The organism is Mesorhizobium sp. M0618, assembly GCF_040320765.1.
GTDB lineage: Bacteria > Pseudomonadota > Alphaproteobacteria > Rhizobiales > Rhizobiaceae > Mesorhizobium.
This window is the reverse complement of the sequence record NZ_JAMYQH010000021.1, coordinates 1-13,659: the sequence shown is the minus strand read 5'-3', so window position 1 is coordinate 13,659 and position 13,659 is coordinate 1. Positions and strand designations below refer to the sequence as shown.

The following is a 13,659-nucleotide window of genomic DNA, read 5'->3' as shown; positions in this document are numbered from 1 at the left end:
TTACGGCTCGGTCCGTAGCCAGAATCGCGCTTTGGCCAGCTTAGTCAACAAGCTCAGTCTGCCGCGGTGTGTTGGCCCGACGGCTCTGGCGGCGCCCGCCGACATTTGCGAGACTGGCGACAACCGAAGGAATCGCCAATGACGAAAGCAACGCCCGCAAAACCCAGACCGTGGACCGAGATGGCGACACATCTGGTCGATGTCGCCATGGGGCGCAAACCCGCTGACCTGGTCGTCCGCAACGGCCGTTGGGTGAACGTCCATTCGGGCGAGATCATCGCCGGCACCGACATCGCCATCGCCGGCGGTCGTTTCGCTTATTGCGGGCCGAACGCCAGCCATGCCATCGGCCAGGGCACCAAGGTGGTCGACGCCGGCGGGCGCTATCTGGTGCCCGGCCTCTGCGACGCGCATATGCATGTCGAGAGCGGCATGGTGACGGTGACCGAGTTCTGCCGGGCCGTTATTCCGCACGGCACCACCTCTATGTTCATCGACCCGCACGAGATCGCCAATGTGCTTGGCCTGCCCGGCGTGCGGCTGATGCATGACGAGGCCGTCGCGATGCCCATCAACGTGCATGTGCAGATGCCGTCCTGCGTGCCCTCGGCGCCCGGGCTGGAACATGCAGGCGCCGAGTTGACGGTCGCCGATGTCGCGGAGGCAATGAGCTGGGAAAACATCATCGGTCTTGGCGAAGTGATGAATTTCCCCGGCGTCGCCGCCAACGATCCTGTCATGTCGGGCGAGATCGCCGCAACGGTGAAAGCGGGGAAAACGGTCGGCGGCCACTACGCCTCGCGCGATCTCGGCCTTCCGTTCCATGGCTATGCCGCCGGCGGTCCCGAGGACGATCATGAGGGCACACGCGCCGAGGATGCCATCGCCCGTGTGCGCCAGGGCATGAAGGCGATGCTGCGGCTCGGCTCGGCCTGGTACGACGTCGCCTCGCAGATCAAGGCGGTGACGGAGAGCGGCATCGACCCGCGCAATTTCATCCTGTGCACCGACGACAGCCATTCCGGCACGCTGGTCCAGGAAGGCCATATGGACCGCGTGGTGCGCCACGCCATCCAACAGGGGTTGAAGCCGGTGACGGCGATCCAGATGGCGACGCTCAACACCGCCCAGCATTTCAGACTGGAGCGCGAGATCGGCTCGATCGCGCCGGGCCGGCTGGCCGACCTGCTGATCGTATCGGATCTCGCCGCAATGACCATCGACGAGGTCTATGCACGCGGCGTCAGGCTGGCCAAGGGCGGCAAGCTCGAAATCGATATTCCGGCCTATGATTACCCGAAGACGGCGAAGAACACCGTCAAGCTCGGCAAGAAGCTGAAGGGCGGCGACTTCGATATCGTTGCTCCCAAAGGCGCCAACGAGGTGCGGGTGCGCGTCATCGGCGTCATCGAGAACCAGGCGCCGACGCGCGCGCTGGAGGCCGATCTGCCGGTCGAGGACGGGCTGGTCGCCATGGACCGCCGCAACGACATCTGCCAGATCGCGCTGGTCGAGCGCCACCGGGGCACGGGCGGCGTCACCAACGCCTTCGTTTCCGGCTTCGGCTATATGGGCGACTGCGCCATGGCGTCCAGCGTCGCGCATGACGCCCATCACATCATCTGCGTCGGCACCAACAAGCAGGACATGGCGCTGGCCGTCAATCGCCTGGGTGCGATCGGCGGCGGCGTCGTGCTGTTCTCCAAGGGCAAGGAACTGGCGCTGGTCGAAATGCCGATCGCCGGGCTGATGTCGGACGAGCGGGCGGAAATCGTCGCGGCCAAGGCCGAGAAGCTCACCGAGGCGATGCGCAAGATGGGCTGTTCGCTGAACAACGCCTACATGCAGCACTCGCTGCTGGCGCTGGTCGTCATTCCCGAACTCAGGATTTCCGATGTCGGCCTGATCGACGTGACGACGTTCCAGAAGGTTGATCTTTTCGTTTGAGATCAGCCGTCTGCGCTCGGCCGGTTCACCCGCCGGTGGCGATGGTCAGCACCTTGAACGGCGTGGTGATGACGATCTCGGCGACCGAGCCGACGGCCTTTCCGAGGCCCTGGCCGAGATTGTTGAGCTGAGTCGGGACGGGCTCGTCCGAGGCAAGGCCGGCAGGCGCCCGCAGCCGGTCGCCCAGCAGTTGCACCAGCATCGGGTTTTCGGCGAATTTGGCGTGGTTGAGGCGGTCACCGCCCTTGGCCTGGGAAAGGTCGACCACCGACACGCCATAGCTGGCGAGGTCGGCCGCATCGCCGTAATCCCCGACGCGCGGCTTATCGCCCGAGATCAGGGAGGAAAGCTTGAGAGCCCGGTCATCCGCCGAGAGCAGGATGGCGAATGGCTTGTCGGGTTTGCCGTAACGGATCATCTGTTTCTTGAACACGTCGACATCGATGTCGGGCGAGGCCAGGATGACGTAGCCGAGTTTGTCGTCGAGATCGCGATCGCCGGTGATGGCAAGCTGGCGCAGCGCCTCCATGGTCACCCAGGTCCCCATCGAGTGGGCGATGATGTCGATGCTCTTGACCTTGGTCTTGGCCAGCATCCTGAGCGTCGCCTCGAGGTCGTCGCGCGCTGCGTTGGCGCTTTCCTTGTCGTAGATGTAACCCGTGGTCTTGCCGCTCGAAGCCCACGAGAACAGCACCGGCGTGCCGGGATATTTCGTGTCGTGGGCGATCTGCGTCAGCCGGTAGATGCCGTCGTCGAAACCGTTGTTGAAGCCGTGCACGAAAACCAGCGCACGGTCGCCGCGCATGGCGATGTCGGCGCCGACCGCCTTGGCGAATTGCGGCGCGCCTTCATAGAAGGTGACGTCCTTGGCGGTGAAATCCTTGGCCGGATTGCTGTTCGCGGATCCCTTGGCCCGCTCGATGGCGCCGACCTGATGGTTTTTCGGGACGGTGACGTCGACACGGGCAAAGCTGGTGGTCAGCGAGCGATCGCCGTCGAACACCTGTCGCGGGTCTTTTGTTGCCCTCTGGCGTGTCGTGGCGACGAAGATCTCATGCGTGGCCGCGATGTCGGAAGCGGGCACCGTGACCGTCGTCTTGTTGAGCAGGTCGTGCGTTTTCCCGCCGGCGCAGCCGGTGACAGCGAGCGTCAATGCAACGACGAGATAACTCTTCGAACGCATGGTCATACGCCGGCTCCCGCAAAGGGGGACGTCAAACGCATGACGTCGCTGGCTATTCCGATAAGGCCGGAGACCGGCGCGGTCCAGTTCAAAGTGAATCGATACATCCGCAATGGTGAACAGGCATGGCGAAAACCGCGGGACCGCACCTATTGGCCAAGTAGGCTGATGCGGTCGGTCACGTCACGGTCGCTGGCAAAGCCGTCATCCTCGCGCAGCCGCTGGCCGATCATCTTCACCAGCGTCGGATTGTCGGCGAACTTCGTATGGTTGAAGCTGTCCGATCCCTTGACCTTGGACAGGTCGACGACCGTCACGCCATAGGAGGCGAGATCGGCGGCATCCTTGTAGTCGCCGACGCGGGGCCGGGATCCGGCGATCAGGCCGGAGAGCCGCAGCGCGCGGTCGTCGTCCGACAACAGCAGGATGAACGGCTTGTCGGGCTTGCCATAGCGCCGCATCTGGCTCTTGAACACGTCGACATCGATGTCGGGCGAAGCCAGCACCACGTCGCCGAGCTTGCCGCCGAGATCGCGGTCGCCGGTGATGGCCATCTGCCGCAGCGTTTCCATGGTGACCCAGGTTCCGAGCGAATGCGCGACGATGTCGATGCGCCGCGCGCCGGACTGCTCCAGCATCCTGAGCGTCACTTCCAGCTGGTCGCGGGCAGCACTGGCGCTTTCCTTGTCATAGACATAGTCGGTGGTCCTGGCGCCCGATGCCCAGGAAAACAGCACTGGTGTGCCGGGATAACCGGAATCATGGACGATCTGGGTGAGGCGATAGACGGCGGCGTCGAAGCCGGTGTTGTAGCCATGCACGAAGACCATGACGCGGCCGCCACGCGCCGCGATGTCGGCGTTGAGCGCGCTGGAGAATTTCGGCTGCGTGTCGTAGCCGACGACCTCGGAAGCCATGAAATATTTGGCCGGGTCGTCCGACTTGCCGCGCGAGCGGCGCTCGATCTGGCCGGTCTTGTGAAGCCCCGGAACGGTGACGTTGACGCGGGCATAGTTCAGCGTCGCCGAGCGTTCGCCGTCGAAAACCTTGTTGGGATCGTCGGATTTCTTGCGCGTCGTGGCGATGAAGATCGAGTGGTTGCCGGCAATCTCCGTCACCGGCGCGGACACCATGGCGCTGCCCAGCAATTCCTGTGTTTGCTGGCCGGCGCAGCCGGCGACGAACAAGGCCAGGACAACGGTAAAAATCTTCTTCAAAGGCACGCCTGAATTTCCAACTCCGGCCGAAAGGCCTGTCTATCCTCACGATACCTCCCGGACAGGCAGAGTGCGGCAGAACTAAGTCATGTACAGTCGAAATGTGATCGGCGCCCCGCTGCGGGCATCGCAGTGTTGCGCGAAAGCCAAAATGGCGGAAAACGCCTGCGTGATCCGCGCAATGAGCGGCGTCGCCGCCGGCCTTCCAATTCCCGCAGAGATAGCGATTTCAAGCCGCCCGGTGCCAGGGGCATTAGAATGCACCCGCAAGTAGCTGAAAGTATTCCGCAAAATTTCCGCCCGGAAGGACGCACATGATGGACGATGGCGCCGCGTAGCCGGATATGCAATACGCGGGCTCGCGCCGCACCTTGTCCGGGCGCTCAACAACCGACGTGCGCGACCCGATCAATGATAGAGGTCCGCGGACAGCGTGCAACGCAAGGCGGCTTTCCCAAGGGTGGTTTCCGATGAACAGTTTCTCTTCCCGTGTTGCTGCCGCTGCCGCCGCGATCCGCCAGATCTTCCCTGAAACGCCGCTGCAGGAAAACGATTATCTGTCGAAAAAGACCGGTGCGCGGGTGCTGTTGAAGCGCGAGGATCTGTCGCCGGTCCGCTCCTACAAGATCCGCGGCGCCTTCAATTTCTTCCGCAAGACACTGGCGGCCGGCAACGAGGCTGAACTGTTCGTCTGCGCGTCGGCCGGCAACCACGCGCAGGGTTTTGCTTTCGTCTGCCGCCATTTCGGCAGGCGAGGCGTTGTGTTCATGCCGGTGACGACGCCGCAGCAGAAGATCGACAAGACCAGGCTGTTCGGCGGCGATTTCATCGAGATCAGACTGGTCGGCGATTTCTTCGACGACTGCTATCGCGCTGCCTTGGAATTCACCGGCAGTTCCGGCGCCCATATGGTGCCACCCTTCGATCACAAGGACATCATCGAGGGCCAGGCAACCGTCGCCTACGAGATCGCAGACCAGATGCCGGGCGCCCGCATGCCCGATATCGTCATGCTGCCGGTCGGCGGTGGCGGACTTGCCGCGGGCGTCACCCATTATTTCGCCGATCAGGGCAGGCAAGCACGGTTCGTCTTCTGCGAACCGGCCGGCGCGCCGAGCCTGCGCGAGAGCCTCGCGGCGGGAAAACGGCTCAAACTCGCCAAGGTCGACAATTTCGTCGATGGCGCCGCGGTGGCCGAGATCGGCCGCGAGCCGTTGCGTCATCTCAAGGATTTTCCAGCTGACACGGTGCGACTGATCCCGGAAAACCGGCTCTGCGCCACCATGATCGAGATGCTCAATGTCGAAGGCGTCGTGCTGGAGCCGGCCGGCGCGCTGGCGATCGATGCGCTCAAGGATTTCTCCAAGAAGGAGATCAGGGGCAAGACCATCGTCGCCGTGGTTTCGGGCGGCAATTTCGATTTCGAGCGGCTGCCGGACGTCAAGGAACGGGCGCTGCGCTTCGAGGGCCTGAAGAAATACTTCATCATCCGTTTTCCGCAACGGCCCGGCGCGCTGCGCGACTTCCTCGAACTGCTCGGGCCCGACGACGACATCGCCCGTTTCGAATATCTGAAGAAATCGGCGCGCAATTTCGGTTCGGTGCTGATCGGCATCGAAACCAGGGACCGCCGCAATTTCGATCTGCTCAAGGCGAAGTTCGAGGCCGAGGGCGTCCAGTATCAGGACATCACCGACAACGAGACACTGGCCGGGTTCATCATATGAGCGATCGGAGATCAAATGATTGAGCCGGGAAAAATCTTCGTCGCGCTGTTTTCCGGCATCAATGTCGGCGGCAATCGCATCGTCAAGATGGCGGAGCTGCGGTCGTTCTTCGAGGGGCTCGGCTTCTCCGATGTCGCCACCTATGTGCAGAGCGGCAATGCCGTGTTCCGGGGGAAAGAGGGCGAAGCGGTCACGTTGACGAAACAGATCGAAGCAGCCTTCGAGAAGAAATGGGGTTTTTATTCGCGCATCATGGTGCGTGATCTCTCGTGGTTCGAGCGGCTGGTGAGCGAAAATCCCTATCCGGAAATTGCCGCGGACCACACGAAGCTGCACGCCTATGTGCTGGAGCGCGAGCCGACAGCGGACGAGGTGGCGCGGCTGACCGAAAAGTGTACCGGCCCCGAACGCTTCGAGATCAAGGGCGATGTGCTCTACCTCAGCGCACCGGACGGGCTGGGCAAATCGGTGTTTGCCGGGCTGATCCCGCGCACGCTGAAAGTGCCGGGAACCGCGCGCAATTGGCGCTCCGTGCAGGCGTTGCTGGAGATGGCCGCACACGCCGGTGAGAAGTAGGTCACTGCCTAGGCGGAGGTGGGTTTCCAGTCGAAGGTCAGCTCTTCGCGGAAAGCAAAGCGCTTGATGTGATCGGCGACAACGCTTTCCAGGCGCTCGATCGATCCTGCTTCGTCAGTCGACACCGTGATATGAAGCGTTGCCGCATCGGCATCCATGACGGTACGGCCCATTGAGAGATCGATGATGCCGTGGGTGAGATCGAACTCGACCGGGAATTTGTGCGCCCAGTGCTTGCACAGCTGCTGCAGGTAGCGGCTGGCATGTTCGGTGGCGACGTCGGCATGGCTGGTCGGCATGAATTCTCCTGGGCAAGCGCCTGTTGCGTGGCCGGGGCACCGGCCCAAGCCTGGCGCCTCAGCCAGAGAGATAGGCGCCGTCCCTGAAAAACCAAACAGTACCGGGCCGTCAGACTGCCATTGTCCGCTCAAGACAGCGTGATCGGCTACCAGCTTCCGGTGTTCGCCATCGAAGCCCATGGTTCGGCCTTGGCCTTGGCCGGGCCTTTCTGCAGAAGCTCGATCGAAATGCCGTCCGGCGATCTGACGAAGGCCATGTTGCCGTCGCGCGGCGGCCGGTTGATGATGACGCCATTGTCCATCAGGTGCTGGCAGGTGGCGTAGATGTCGTCGACCTCATAGGCGAGGTGACCGAAATTGCGCCCGCCCTTGTAGTCTTCCGGGTCCCAATTGTAGGTCAGTTCGACCAGCGGCGCCTTGTCGGCGATGGCGCTTTGTTCGTCTTCGGAGGCCGCGAGGAAGATCAGCGTGAAGCGGCCTTGCTCGTTTTCGTAGCGGCGCACTTCCTTGAGGCCGAGCTTGTTGCAGTAGAAGTCGAGTGAGGCATCGACGTCGGTGACGCGGATCATGGTGTGCAGATAGCGCATGTGATTTCCTTGATAAATTGCGTTGCGGCGCAACATAGGGTCGGCCCTGTCAAAGGGCAATCGTGCGGCGGTGCGCAATGCCGGCAAAGAACAAATCCGGTATTGCCCAAATGAACCGTGAAAAAAGGCACGGCAGGTCTTGCACAGACCGGAAGCCGCAGTGTTAATCTGTTGGCAAGAATCAGTTGCGGTGTTCTTGAAAAGAGGGGGCATTCTTATGGGGGAAAAGGCCTCTTTCATGGGGCGGGACGGACCCCTTGGCGACGCCCCGCAGCGTGACGAAGGCGGCGACGCCGCCGACCTGCGAGAAATTGCCGGCGCCATCAAGTGGTTCGATGTGGCCAAGGGCTATGGTTTCATCCTCCCGGATGACGGCATTTCGGGCGACATCCTCCTCCATGTGACATGTCTTCGAAAGGACGGCTTTCAGACGGCCCTGGAGGGCGCGCGCGTGGTCTGCCTTGTCAAACATGGCGACCGCGGATTGCAGGCCTTCCGGGTGCTCTCCATGGACCTCACCACCGCGGTCCACCCGGCCGAGATGCAGGAGCAGCGCACCCATGTCGCGGTGACGCCGGAGAGCGGTCTCGAACGCGCCTTGGTGAAATGGTTCAACCGCACCAAGGGGTTTGGTTTTCTCACCCGCGGCGACGGCACCGAGGACATCTTCGTCCATATGGAGACCTTGCGCCGTTACGGTATCACCGAGCTTCGGCCCGGACAGGTCGTGCTGGTTCGTTTCGGGCGCGGCGACAAAGGCCTTATGGCCGCCGAAATTCACCCCGATATGGGGACCTTGCCGGTCTCGCACTAGGGCGTTTCCGGCCGAGGATCTCGAATGGCTTACAGGAACTGGCTGACCGCGGGCGCGATGTGCGCGATTGCCTTCATCGCCGCCGCCGGTGGTTATTTCTATTCCGAAAAGCCGACCTCGGCGGACAGCCGGGCGATGATCCTTCCGGCCGATCCGGCGCCACTGGTCGTGGTGACGAAAGGCGGTGATCGCTCTTTTTCCATCGAAGTCGCCGACACCGCTGCGGAGCGCGAGGCCGGCTTGATGTACCGCCAGGACATGGCGGACAACCACGGCATGCTGTTCGTCTTCGAGGTCCAGCAGCAGGTTGGCTTCTGGATGCACAACACGCCAATGCCGCTTGATCTGATTTTCGTCGGCCAGGATGGCAAGATCCGGGCGGTCAAGCACGGCGAGCCGCAATCGGACGCCGTCATCTCGCCCGGCGTGCCGGTGCGCTTCGTGCTCGAGCTCAAGGCCGGCACTGCCGCCAGGAACGGCATCGAGTATGGCGACCTTTTGCGCCACCCGGCCGTGGGCACGGTATCCGGCCCCGGCATGCCACCAGCCGACAATGGCGATGCGCCGAATGGCGGTGGCGGTTGAGCACACAGGCGGGATCGCAGATGCAGTCTTTCACCCATGACGGCTTCGAGCTTGCCTTCCTCGACCGCCAGCCGGCATCGGGCGAGGGCGATCCGGTGCTGATGATCCATGGCTTCGCCTCGAGCCATTATGTCAACTGGGTATCGCCCGGCTGGTTCAAGACGCTGAACGATGCCGGTTACCGCGCCATCGCCTTCGACAACCGCGGCCATGGTTCGTCGTCGAAGAGTTATGAGGAGGCCGACTATACGCCGGTCAAGATGGCCTCGGATGCCGCCGCGTTGCTCGGCCATCTCGGCATCGAGCGCGCCCATGTCATGGGCTATTCGATGGGTGCCCGCATCGCGGCGTTCATGGCGCTGTCGGATCCGGACAAGGTGGCGACGCTGGTCTTTGGTGGCCTCGGCATCGGCATGATCGATGGTGTCGGCGATTGGGATCCGATCGCCGCGGCCCTGCTTGCCGATGATCCGGCCGCGACCAGCCATCCGCGCGGCCGGTCGTTTCGCGCCTTCGCCGACCAGACCCGCAGCGATCGCTGTGCATTGGCCGCTTGCATCGCCAAATCGCGCGAACTGCTGAGTGAAGAGGATATTGCCCGTATCGCCCAGCCGACGCTGGTCGCTGTCGGCACGACCGACGACATTGGCGGCTCGCCCGATGAACTCGCGGCGTTGATGCCGAACGCCAGGGCCTTTCACATCGAGGGCAGGGACCATATGCTGGCCGTCGGGGACAAGACCTTCAAGCAGCGCGTGCTGGAGTTCTATGCCGAGAATCCGCTCTGAGCGGACGGTGAGGGACGCGGGACGTGACTGCCCTCAGCCTGTGGTGAGAGCCGCCAGCGACCGCGCCATGTTTTCCCGGGCCTGCCGTTCAAAGCGTTGCCGGAATTCCTCGGTGTGGAAAATGTGTGGGCGGGCGAGGAAATTCTTCAGCACCGCACTGCGTCCGGCTCGCCACATCGGCTCCTCCACCCAGTGATACTCGCGCCGCACGGCGCGCTCATAGGCGTCGAAGGCGTCCGGCGCGGCTCCCAGGATCGACAGGTCCATATCCAGAAACAGACTTGCGTCCCGTATGGCCGCCGCGTCGTCGAACGGCGGCACCTGATGCGTGGCGGTGGCGACGATCATTGCCGAGATGCGGTCGAGACGTGAAGAATCCGCGCGGCCCGCCAGCTCTTTCTCGGCAAGGGCCGCACTTTGCGCCTCATTGTCCTTGGCCTTGCTGTCGTAGATGGCATCGTGGAACCAGATCGCCGCTTCGATCGCCTCGGGGTCGCCGAGCAACCTTCGACAGTCGCCAGCGAGCGCCAGCATTGCCTCGATATGGGAAAGGTTGTGATAGTGGCGGCCTGGCGCCCGGTAGAGAGCCGAAAGCTCGCTTTTCAGCGCGTCGTCGATCAAGGGTTCGTTTTCCATGGCTGCTTGAATTCCCGCGAACCAAATCCATTTGACAAAGCACTAAGGAAAATTGAGTTCAATCGTGCTATGATCTGGCTTATATGTGCGGCCGGGCAACAGGCAAGCACTACAGGCAAGCCAGGCAGGACGCAGGACCAGACGGCGATGAACAGCATCAGCATTTCCCGACACAGCGCATTGAAGCCGGTCGATCCGATCTGGCGTTCGATCCGCGACGAGGCCATGGAGGCTGTCAACCGCGACCCGCTGCTCGCTGCATTCCTTTATTCGACCATCCTCAACCAGGACAGCCTGGAGGAGGCGGTCATTCATCGGCTGGCCGAGCGGCTGGCGCACCAGGACATCGGCTCCGATCTCATCCGCCAGACCTTCAAGTCCATGCTGGCCGACGACAAGGAGTGGCCGACGACGGTGCGTGTCGACATCCAGGCCTATTACGATCGCGATCCGGCTTGCGACCGCTTCATCATGCCTGTGCTCTATTTCAAGGGTTTCCACGCCATCCAGACCCATCGGCTGGCGCATTGGCTGTGGAACCAGGGGCGCAAGGATTTCGCGCTCTACCTGCAGAGCCGCTCGTCCTCGGTCTTCCAGACCGACATCAACCCCGCCGCCCGCATCGGCAAGGGCATCTTCATCGACCACGCCACCGGCCTCGTGGTCGGTGAGACCGCGGTCATCGAGGACGACGTGTCGATCCTGCATGGTGTGACGCTGGGCGGCACCGGCAAGGCCGGCGGCGACCGCCACCCCAAAATCCGCTATGGCGTGCTGATCGGTGCCGGCGCCAAGATCCTCGGCAACATCGAAATCGGCCATTGCTCGAAGATCGCGGCAGGCTCGGTGGTGCTGTCGCCTGTGCCGCACAACAAGACGGTTGCCGGCGTGCCGGCCCGCGTCGTCGGCGAGACCGGCTGCGATCAGCCGTCGCGCCAGATGGACCAGCTTCTGCCGTCGCAGACGATGGATCAGGTCGTCAGTTTCGACATCTGATTTTCACGGCGCCGCCGTCTGCTGTCGAATTCCGGCCGCGGGCAGGAGCGGGCGGTTGTCTCGCCTTATCAGGCCGCTTGCCTTTACATCGCCATTGTCGACGTGCCAGAAGCGCGTTGAACGAGCAAGCCCGATGATCGGAGAAGACTGTTGAAGCCGGACGAAATCAGAAAGCTGGACGCCTATTTCAAGCGCGTCTTCCAAAACCCCAAGCTTGAGGTCAAGGCACGGCCGCGCAAGGATGATTCGGCCGAGGTCTATGTCGGCGACGAATTCCTCGGCATCGTCTTCAAGGACGAGGACGACGGCGATTACAATTTTTCGATGGCAATTCTCGACATCGATCTGGCCTGAGCCAGCAAATCTTGCGGTCGGTCGGCTCATGCGGCCGGCCAGCCGGTTCCCTCGAAGCGTTCTTAGCGTCCCGCCTTCAGAACGCGCCCGGCTTCAGTGGCGATTGCCGCGTCGAGCGCCTGCCAATCGCCCAAAAACTCCCTTGGGAAGCGATAGGTGAGGCTGAGTTCGTCGCCGACCTGAATGTCGCGCTCGCAAGGCGCCAGCGATTGCTCGGCACTCGGCCCGCTCAGGCAACGGGCCACGAACGGCTCCTTGCCGGGGCGATTGCCGACAACCAGCACCTCGTTCAGATAGCCTGATTTCTCGTTGAAACCATAAATCATCGTGCCGCCAGGCCCGGCAATGCCGGGTCGGGTGATCAACGCGCTGTAGATCGGCGTGAAGCGGCCACTCATGTCACGCGACATCATCTGCTGTTCGAAGGACAGAAAGACGACGTTCTTGACTGTGCCCGTGTGGTTGAAATCGTTGCGCGCCGGCTCGCTGTAGCCGTCCATCTGGGGATAGCGCAGATAGAGGTCGAGCCGCGAGGCGATGCCGTCGCGCCGGGCCTGGGCGAAACGGATGGCGTTGGCCGGGACAGCGATGACATTGTTGCCGATCACCACCTGGTGGACCGTTGCGTCGTCGGTGTATCCGGCCATGGCGATCGAGTGGCCGAACCATTTGCCGCCAAGGCTGATCGCCACCGACAACAGGGCGAGCACCGCGAACCCGTAGAGCACCCGCTTCATCAGCGTGGAATCGACCACAGTAAGTTCGTTGGCGAGCGCTGCCTGCTTCATCTCAGTCCTCGGATCTCGGGCGGCCCGTCCGCCTCCAGTGTCCCTGGGCGGCACACATCGCACGGCACGGCTCTTGCAGCCTGCATGGAACGACTGTGCAATTTCATGGTAAATGGAAAGTTAAGATGGGGCCGCTGGAACTCACACTCTTTGCTTTTGCCGTCGGGTTGACGGCCTGTGGGCTGGCCGGATCGGCTATGGAACTGGCGTCGGGCCGCAAGGTCGCCTTCACCGAACCCTATGTGTCGCCGTCACATGTCTTGCGCTCGTTGCTCGCCACGGCCTGTGCCGGACCCTTCATGCTGGTGAACGATGCCATCGATGCTCGGCGTCAGCGCCGCATTTCAACGTTGGCGCTGATGTCCTGCGGCTGCACGGCAATTGCGTGGACCTTGGCGCTGGGCGTCGTCGTGCTTGCCATTGCCTCATGGACGGTCCGTCTCCTAGGGTCCGAGCTGCCAGGCTGAGACGATTCGGAGACCAGAAATGCCGCTTTATGCGATCGATGGAACAGAGCCCAGCTTCGCCGATGCTGACTCGAACTGGATCGCGCCCGATGCGACGCTGATCGGCGACGTCAGGGTCGGGCGCAATGCCGGCTTCTGGTTCGGCGCCGTCATCCGCGGCGACAACGAGCCTATCGTCATCGGTGCCGACACCAATGTGCAGGAACATACGGTGATGCACACCGATCCCGGCTTCCCGCTGACGATCGGGGAGGGCTGCACGATCGGCCACCGCGCCTTGCTGCATGGCTGCACGATCGGCGACAACAGCCTGATCGGCATGGGCGCCATCGTGCTGAACGGCGCGAAAATCGGCAGGAATTCGCTGGTCGGCGCCGGCGCGCTGGTCACAGAAGGCAAGGAATTCCCGGACAATTCGCTGATCGTCGGCTCGCCTGCCAAGGCGATCAGGGTGCTGGACGACGCGGCCGTGGCAAGGTTGCGCGGCTCGGCGGCGCATTATGTCGCCAATGGCAAGCGCTTCAAGGCGGGATTGAAGAAGGTCTAACGAGCAGCCTCCGCCAGAAATGGCGGAGCCCGCCCCGGGGCCGGGGCGGCGCCGATAAACCCGGCGGTGGGGGCGGGGGGGGGGGGGGCAAGCCCCGGGTTATACAGCAACCCCACCCATTAACACCGCCCCCGTGGGATGAGTTGTA

Annotated in this window: 16 protein-coding genes; 10 read left to right on the top strand and 6 right to left on the bottom strand. The window is 62.8% G+C overall.

What is annotated here, in order from left to right; genetic code table 11:
* Nucleotides 1-138: 138 nt before the first annotated feature.
* Nucleotides 139-1,947, top strand: coding sequence for an adenine deaminase (gene ade / locus NKJ04_RS21500; protein WP_352552342.1), 1,809 nt, complete (start codon nt 139-141; stop codon nt 1,945-1,947).
* Between the two features lie 25 nt (nt 1,948-1,972).
* On the opposite strand, the gene NKJ04_RS21495 is transcribed toward ade, so the two are convergent.
* On the bottom strand, nt 1,973-3,136 hold the full coding sequence (locus NKJ04_RS21495) for an alpha/beta hydrolase (protein ID WP_352677338.1): 1,164 nt from the start codon (nt 3,134-3,136) through the stop codon (nt 1,973-1,975).
* A gap of 143 nt (nt 3,137-3,279) precedes the next feature.
* Nucleotides 3,280-4,353, bottom strand: a complete 1,074-nt coding sequence (locus NKJ04_RS21490) for an alpha/beta hydrolase (protein ID WP_013531324.1) — start codon at nt 4,351-4,353, stop codon at nt 3,280-3,282.
* 464 nt (nt 4,354-4,817) lie between these two features.
* Here NKJ04_RS21490 and ilvA point away from each other — a divergent pair, with 464 nt between their 5' ends.
* Complete coding sequence (gene ilvA / locus NKJ04_RS21485) at nt 4,818-6,074, top strand: threonine ammonia-lyase IlvA (RefSeq protein WP_023812162.1); 1,257 nt, start codon at nt 4,818-4,820, stop codon at nt 6,072-6,074.
* 15 nt (nt 6,075-6,089) lie between these two features.
* Complete coding sequence (locus NKJ04_RS21480) at nt 6,090-6,650, top strand: DUF1697 domain-containing protein (RefSeq protein ID WP_352677337.1); 561 nt, start codon at nt 6,090-6,092, stop codon at nt 6,648-6,650.
* An 8-nt stretch (nt 6,651-6,658) separates the two neighbouring features.
* Here NKJ04_RS21480 and NKJ04_RS21475 read toward each other — a convergent pair whose 3' ends face one another.
* The gene (locus NKJ04_RS21475) at nt 6,659-6,949 is read right to left on the bottom strand and encodes a DUF2218 domain-containing protein (RefSeq protein WP_023812160.1); all 291 of its coding nucleotides are present in this window, start codon (nt 6,947-6,949) and stop codon (nt 6,659-6,661) included.
* Between the two features lie 146 nt (nt 6,950-7,095).
* Nucleotides 7,096-7,536, bottom strand: coding sequence for a lactoylglutathione lyase (gene gloA, locus NKJ04_RS21470; protein ID WP_127291474.1), 441 nt, complete (start codon nt 7,534-7,536; stop codon nt 7,096-7,098).
* Between the two features lie 217 nt (nt 7,537-7,753).
* Between gloA and NKJ04_RS21465 the strand changes: the two genes are divergently transcribed.
* From NKJ04_RS21465 to NKJ04_RS21455, 3 genes are read left to right on the top strand one after another with little or no spacing between them, the layout of a single operon-like run.
* Nucleotides 7,754-8,350, top strand: a complete 597-nt coding sequence (locus tag NKJ04_RS21465) for a cold-shock protein (protein ID WP_502897956.1) — start codon at nt 7,754-7,756, stop codon at nt 8,348-8,350.
* 24 nt (nt 8,351-8,374) lie between these two features.
* Nucleotides 8,375-8,935 (top strand): DUF192 domain-containing protein, encoded by a 561-nt coding sequence (locus NKJ04_RS21460; RefSeq protein ID WP_027160409.1) that lies wholly within the window; start codon nt 8,375-8,377, stop codon nt 8,933-8,935.
* A 20-nt stretch (nt 8,936-8,955) separates the two neighbouring features.
* A complete protein-coding gene (locus tag NKJ04_RS21455; RefSeq protein ID WP_352677335.1) occupies nt 8,956-9,723 on the top strand; it encodes an alpha/beta fold hydrolase in 768 nt (255 codons plus the stop codon).
* 33 nt (nt 9,724-9,756) lie between these two features.
* Here NKJ04_RS21455 and NKJ04_RS21450 read toward each other — a convergent pair whose 3' ends face one another.
* Nucleotides 9,757-10,359: an HD domain-containing protein gene (locus NKJ04_RS21450; RefSeq protein WP_352677334.1), complete on the bottom strand. Its 603-nt coding sequence runs from the start codon at nt 10,357-10,359 to the stop codon at nt 9,757-9,759.
* Nucleotides 10,360-10,506: 147 nt separating this feature from the next.
* On the opposite strand from NKJ04_RS21450, the gene cysE reads away from it, so the two are divergent.
* Nucleotides 10,507-11,355, top strand: coding sequence for a serine O-acetyltransferase (cysE, locus tag NKJ04_RS21445; protein ID WP_013531333.1), 849 nt, complete (start codon nt 10,507-10,509; stop codon nt 11,353-11,355).
* Nucleotides 11,356-11,505: 150 nt separating this feature from the next.
* Nucleotides 11,506-11,709: a DUF3126 family protein gene (locus NKJ04_RS21440; protein ID WP_013531334.1), complete on the top strand. Its 204-nt coding sequence runs from the start codon at nt 11,506-11,508 to the stop codon at nt 11,707-11,709.
* Nucleotides 11,710-11,771: 62 nt separating this feature from the next.
* Here the strand turns inward: NKJ04_RS21440 and NKJ04_RS21435 are convergent, their stop codons facing one another.
* The gene (locus NKJ04_RS21435; protein WP_352677333.1) at nt 11,772-12,497 is read right to left on the bottom strand and encodes a hypothetical protein; all 726 of its coding nucleotides are present in this window, start codon (nt 12,495-12,497) and stop codon (nt 11,772-11,774) included.
* 125 nt (nt 12,498-12,622) lie between these two features.
* Here NKJ04_RS21435 and NKJ04_RS21430 point away from each other — a divergent pair, with 125 nt between their 5' ends.
* Together NKJ04_RS21430 and NKJ04_RS21425 are read left to right on the top strand one after the other, a co-directional pair.
* Nucleotides 12,623-12,964, top strand: a complete 342-nt coding sequence (locus NKJ04_RS21430) for a DUF6949 family protein (protein WP_352677332.1) — start codon at nt 12,623-12,625, stop codon at nt 12,962-12,964.
* Nucleotides 12,965-12,983: 19 nt separating this feature from the next.
* A complete protein-coding gene (locus NKJ04_RS21425) occupies nt 12,984-13,511 on the top strand; it encodes a gamma carbonic anhydrase family protein (protein ID WP_127291439.1) in 528 nt (175 codons plus the stop codon).
* Nucleotides 13,512-13,659: the final 148 nt, after the last annotated feature.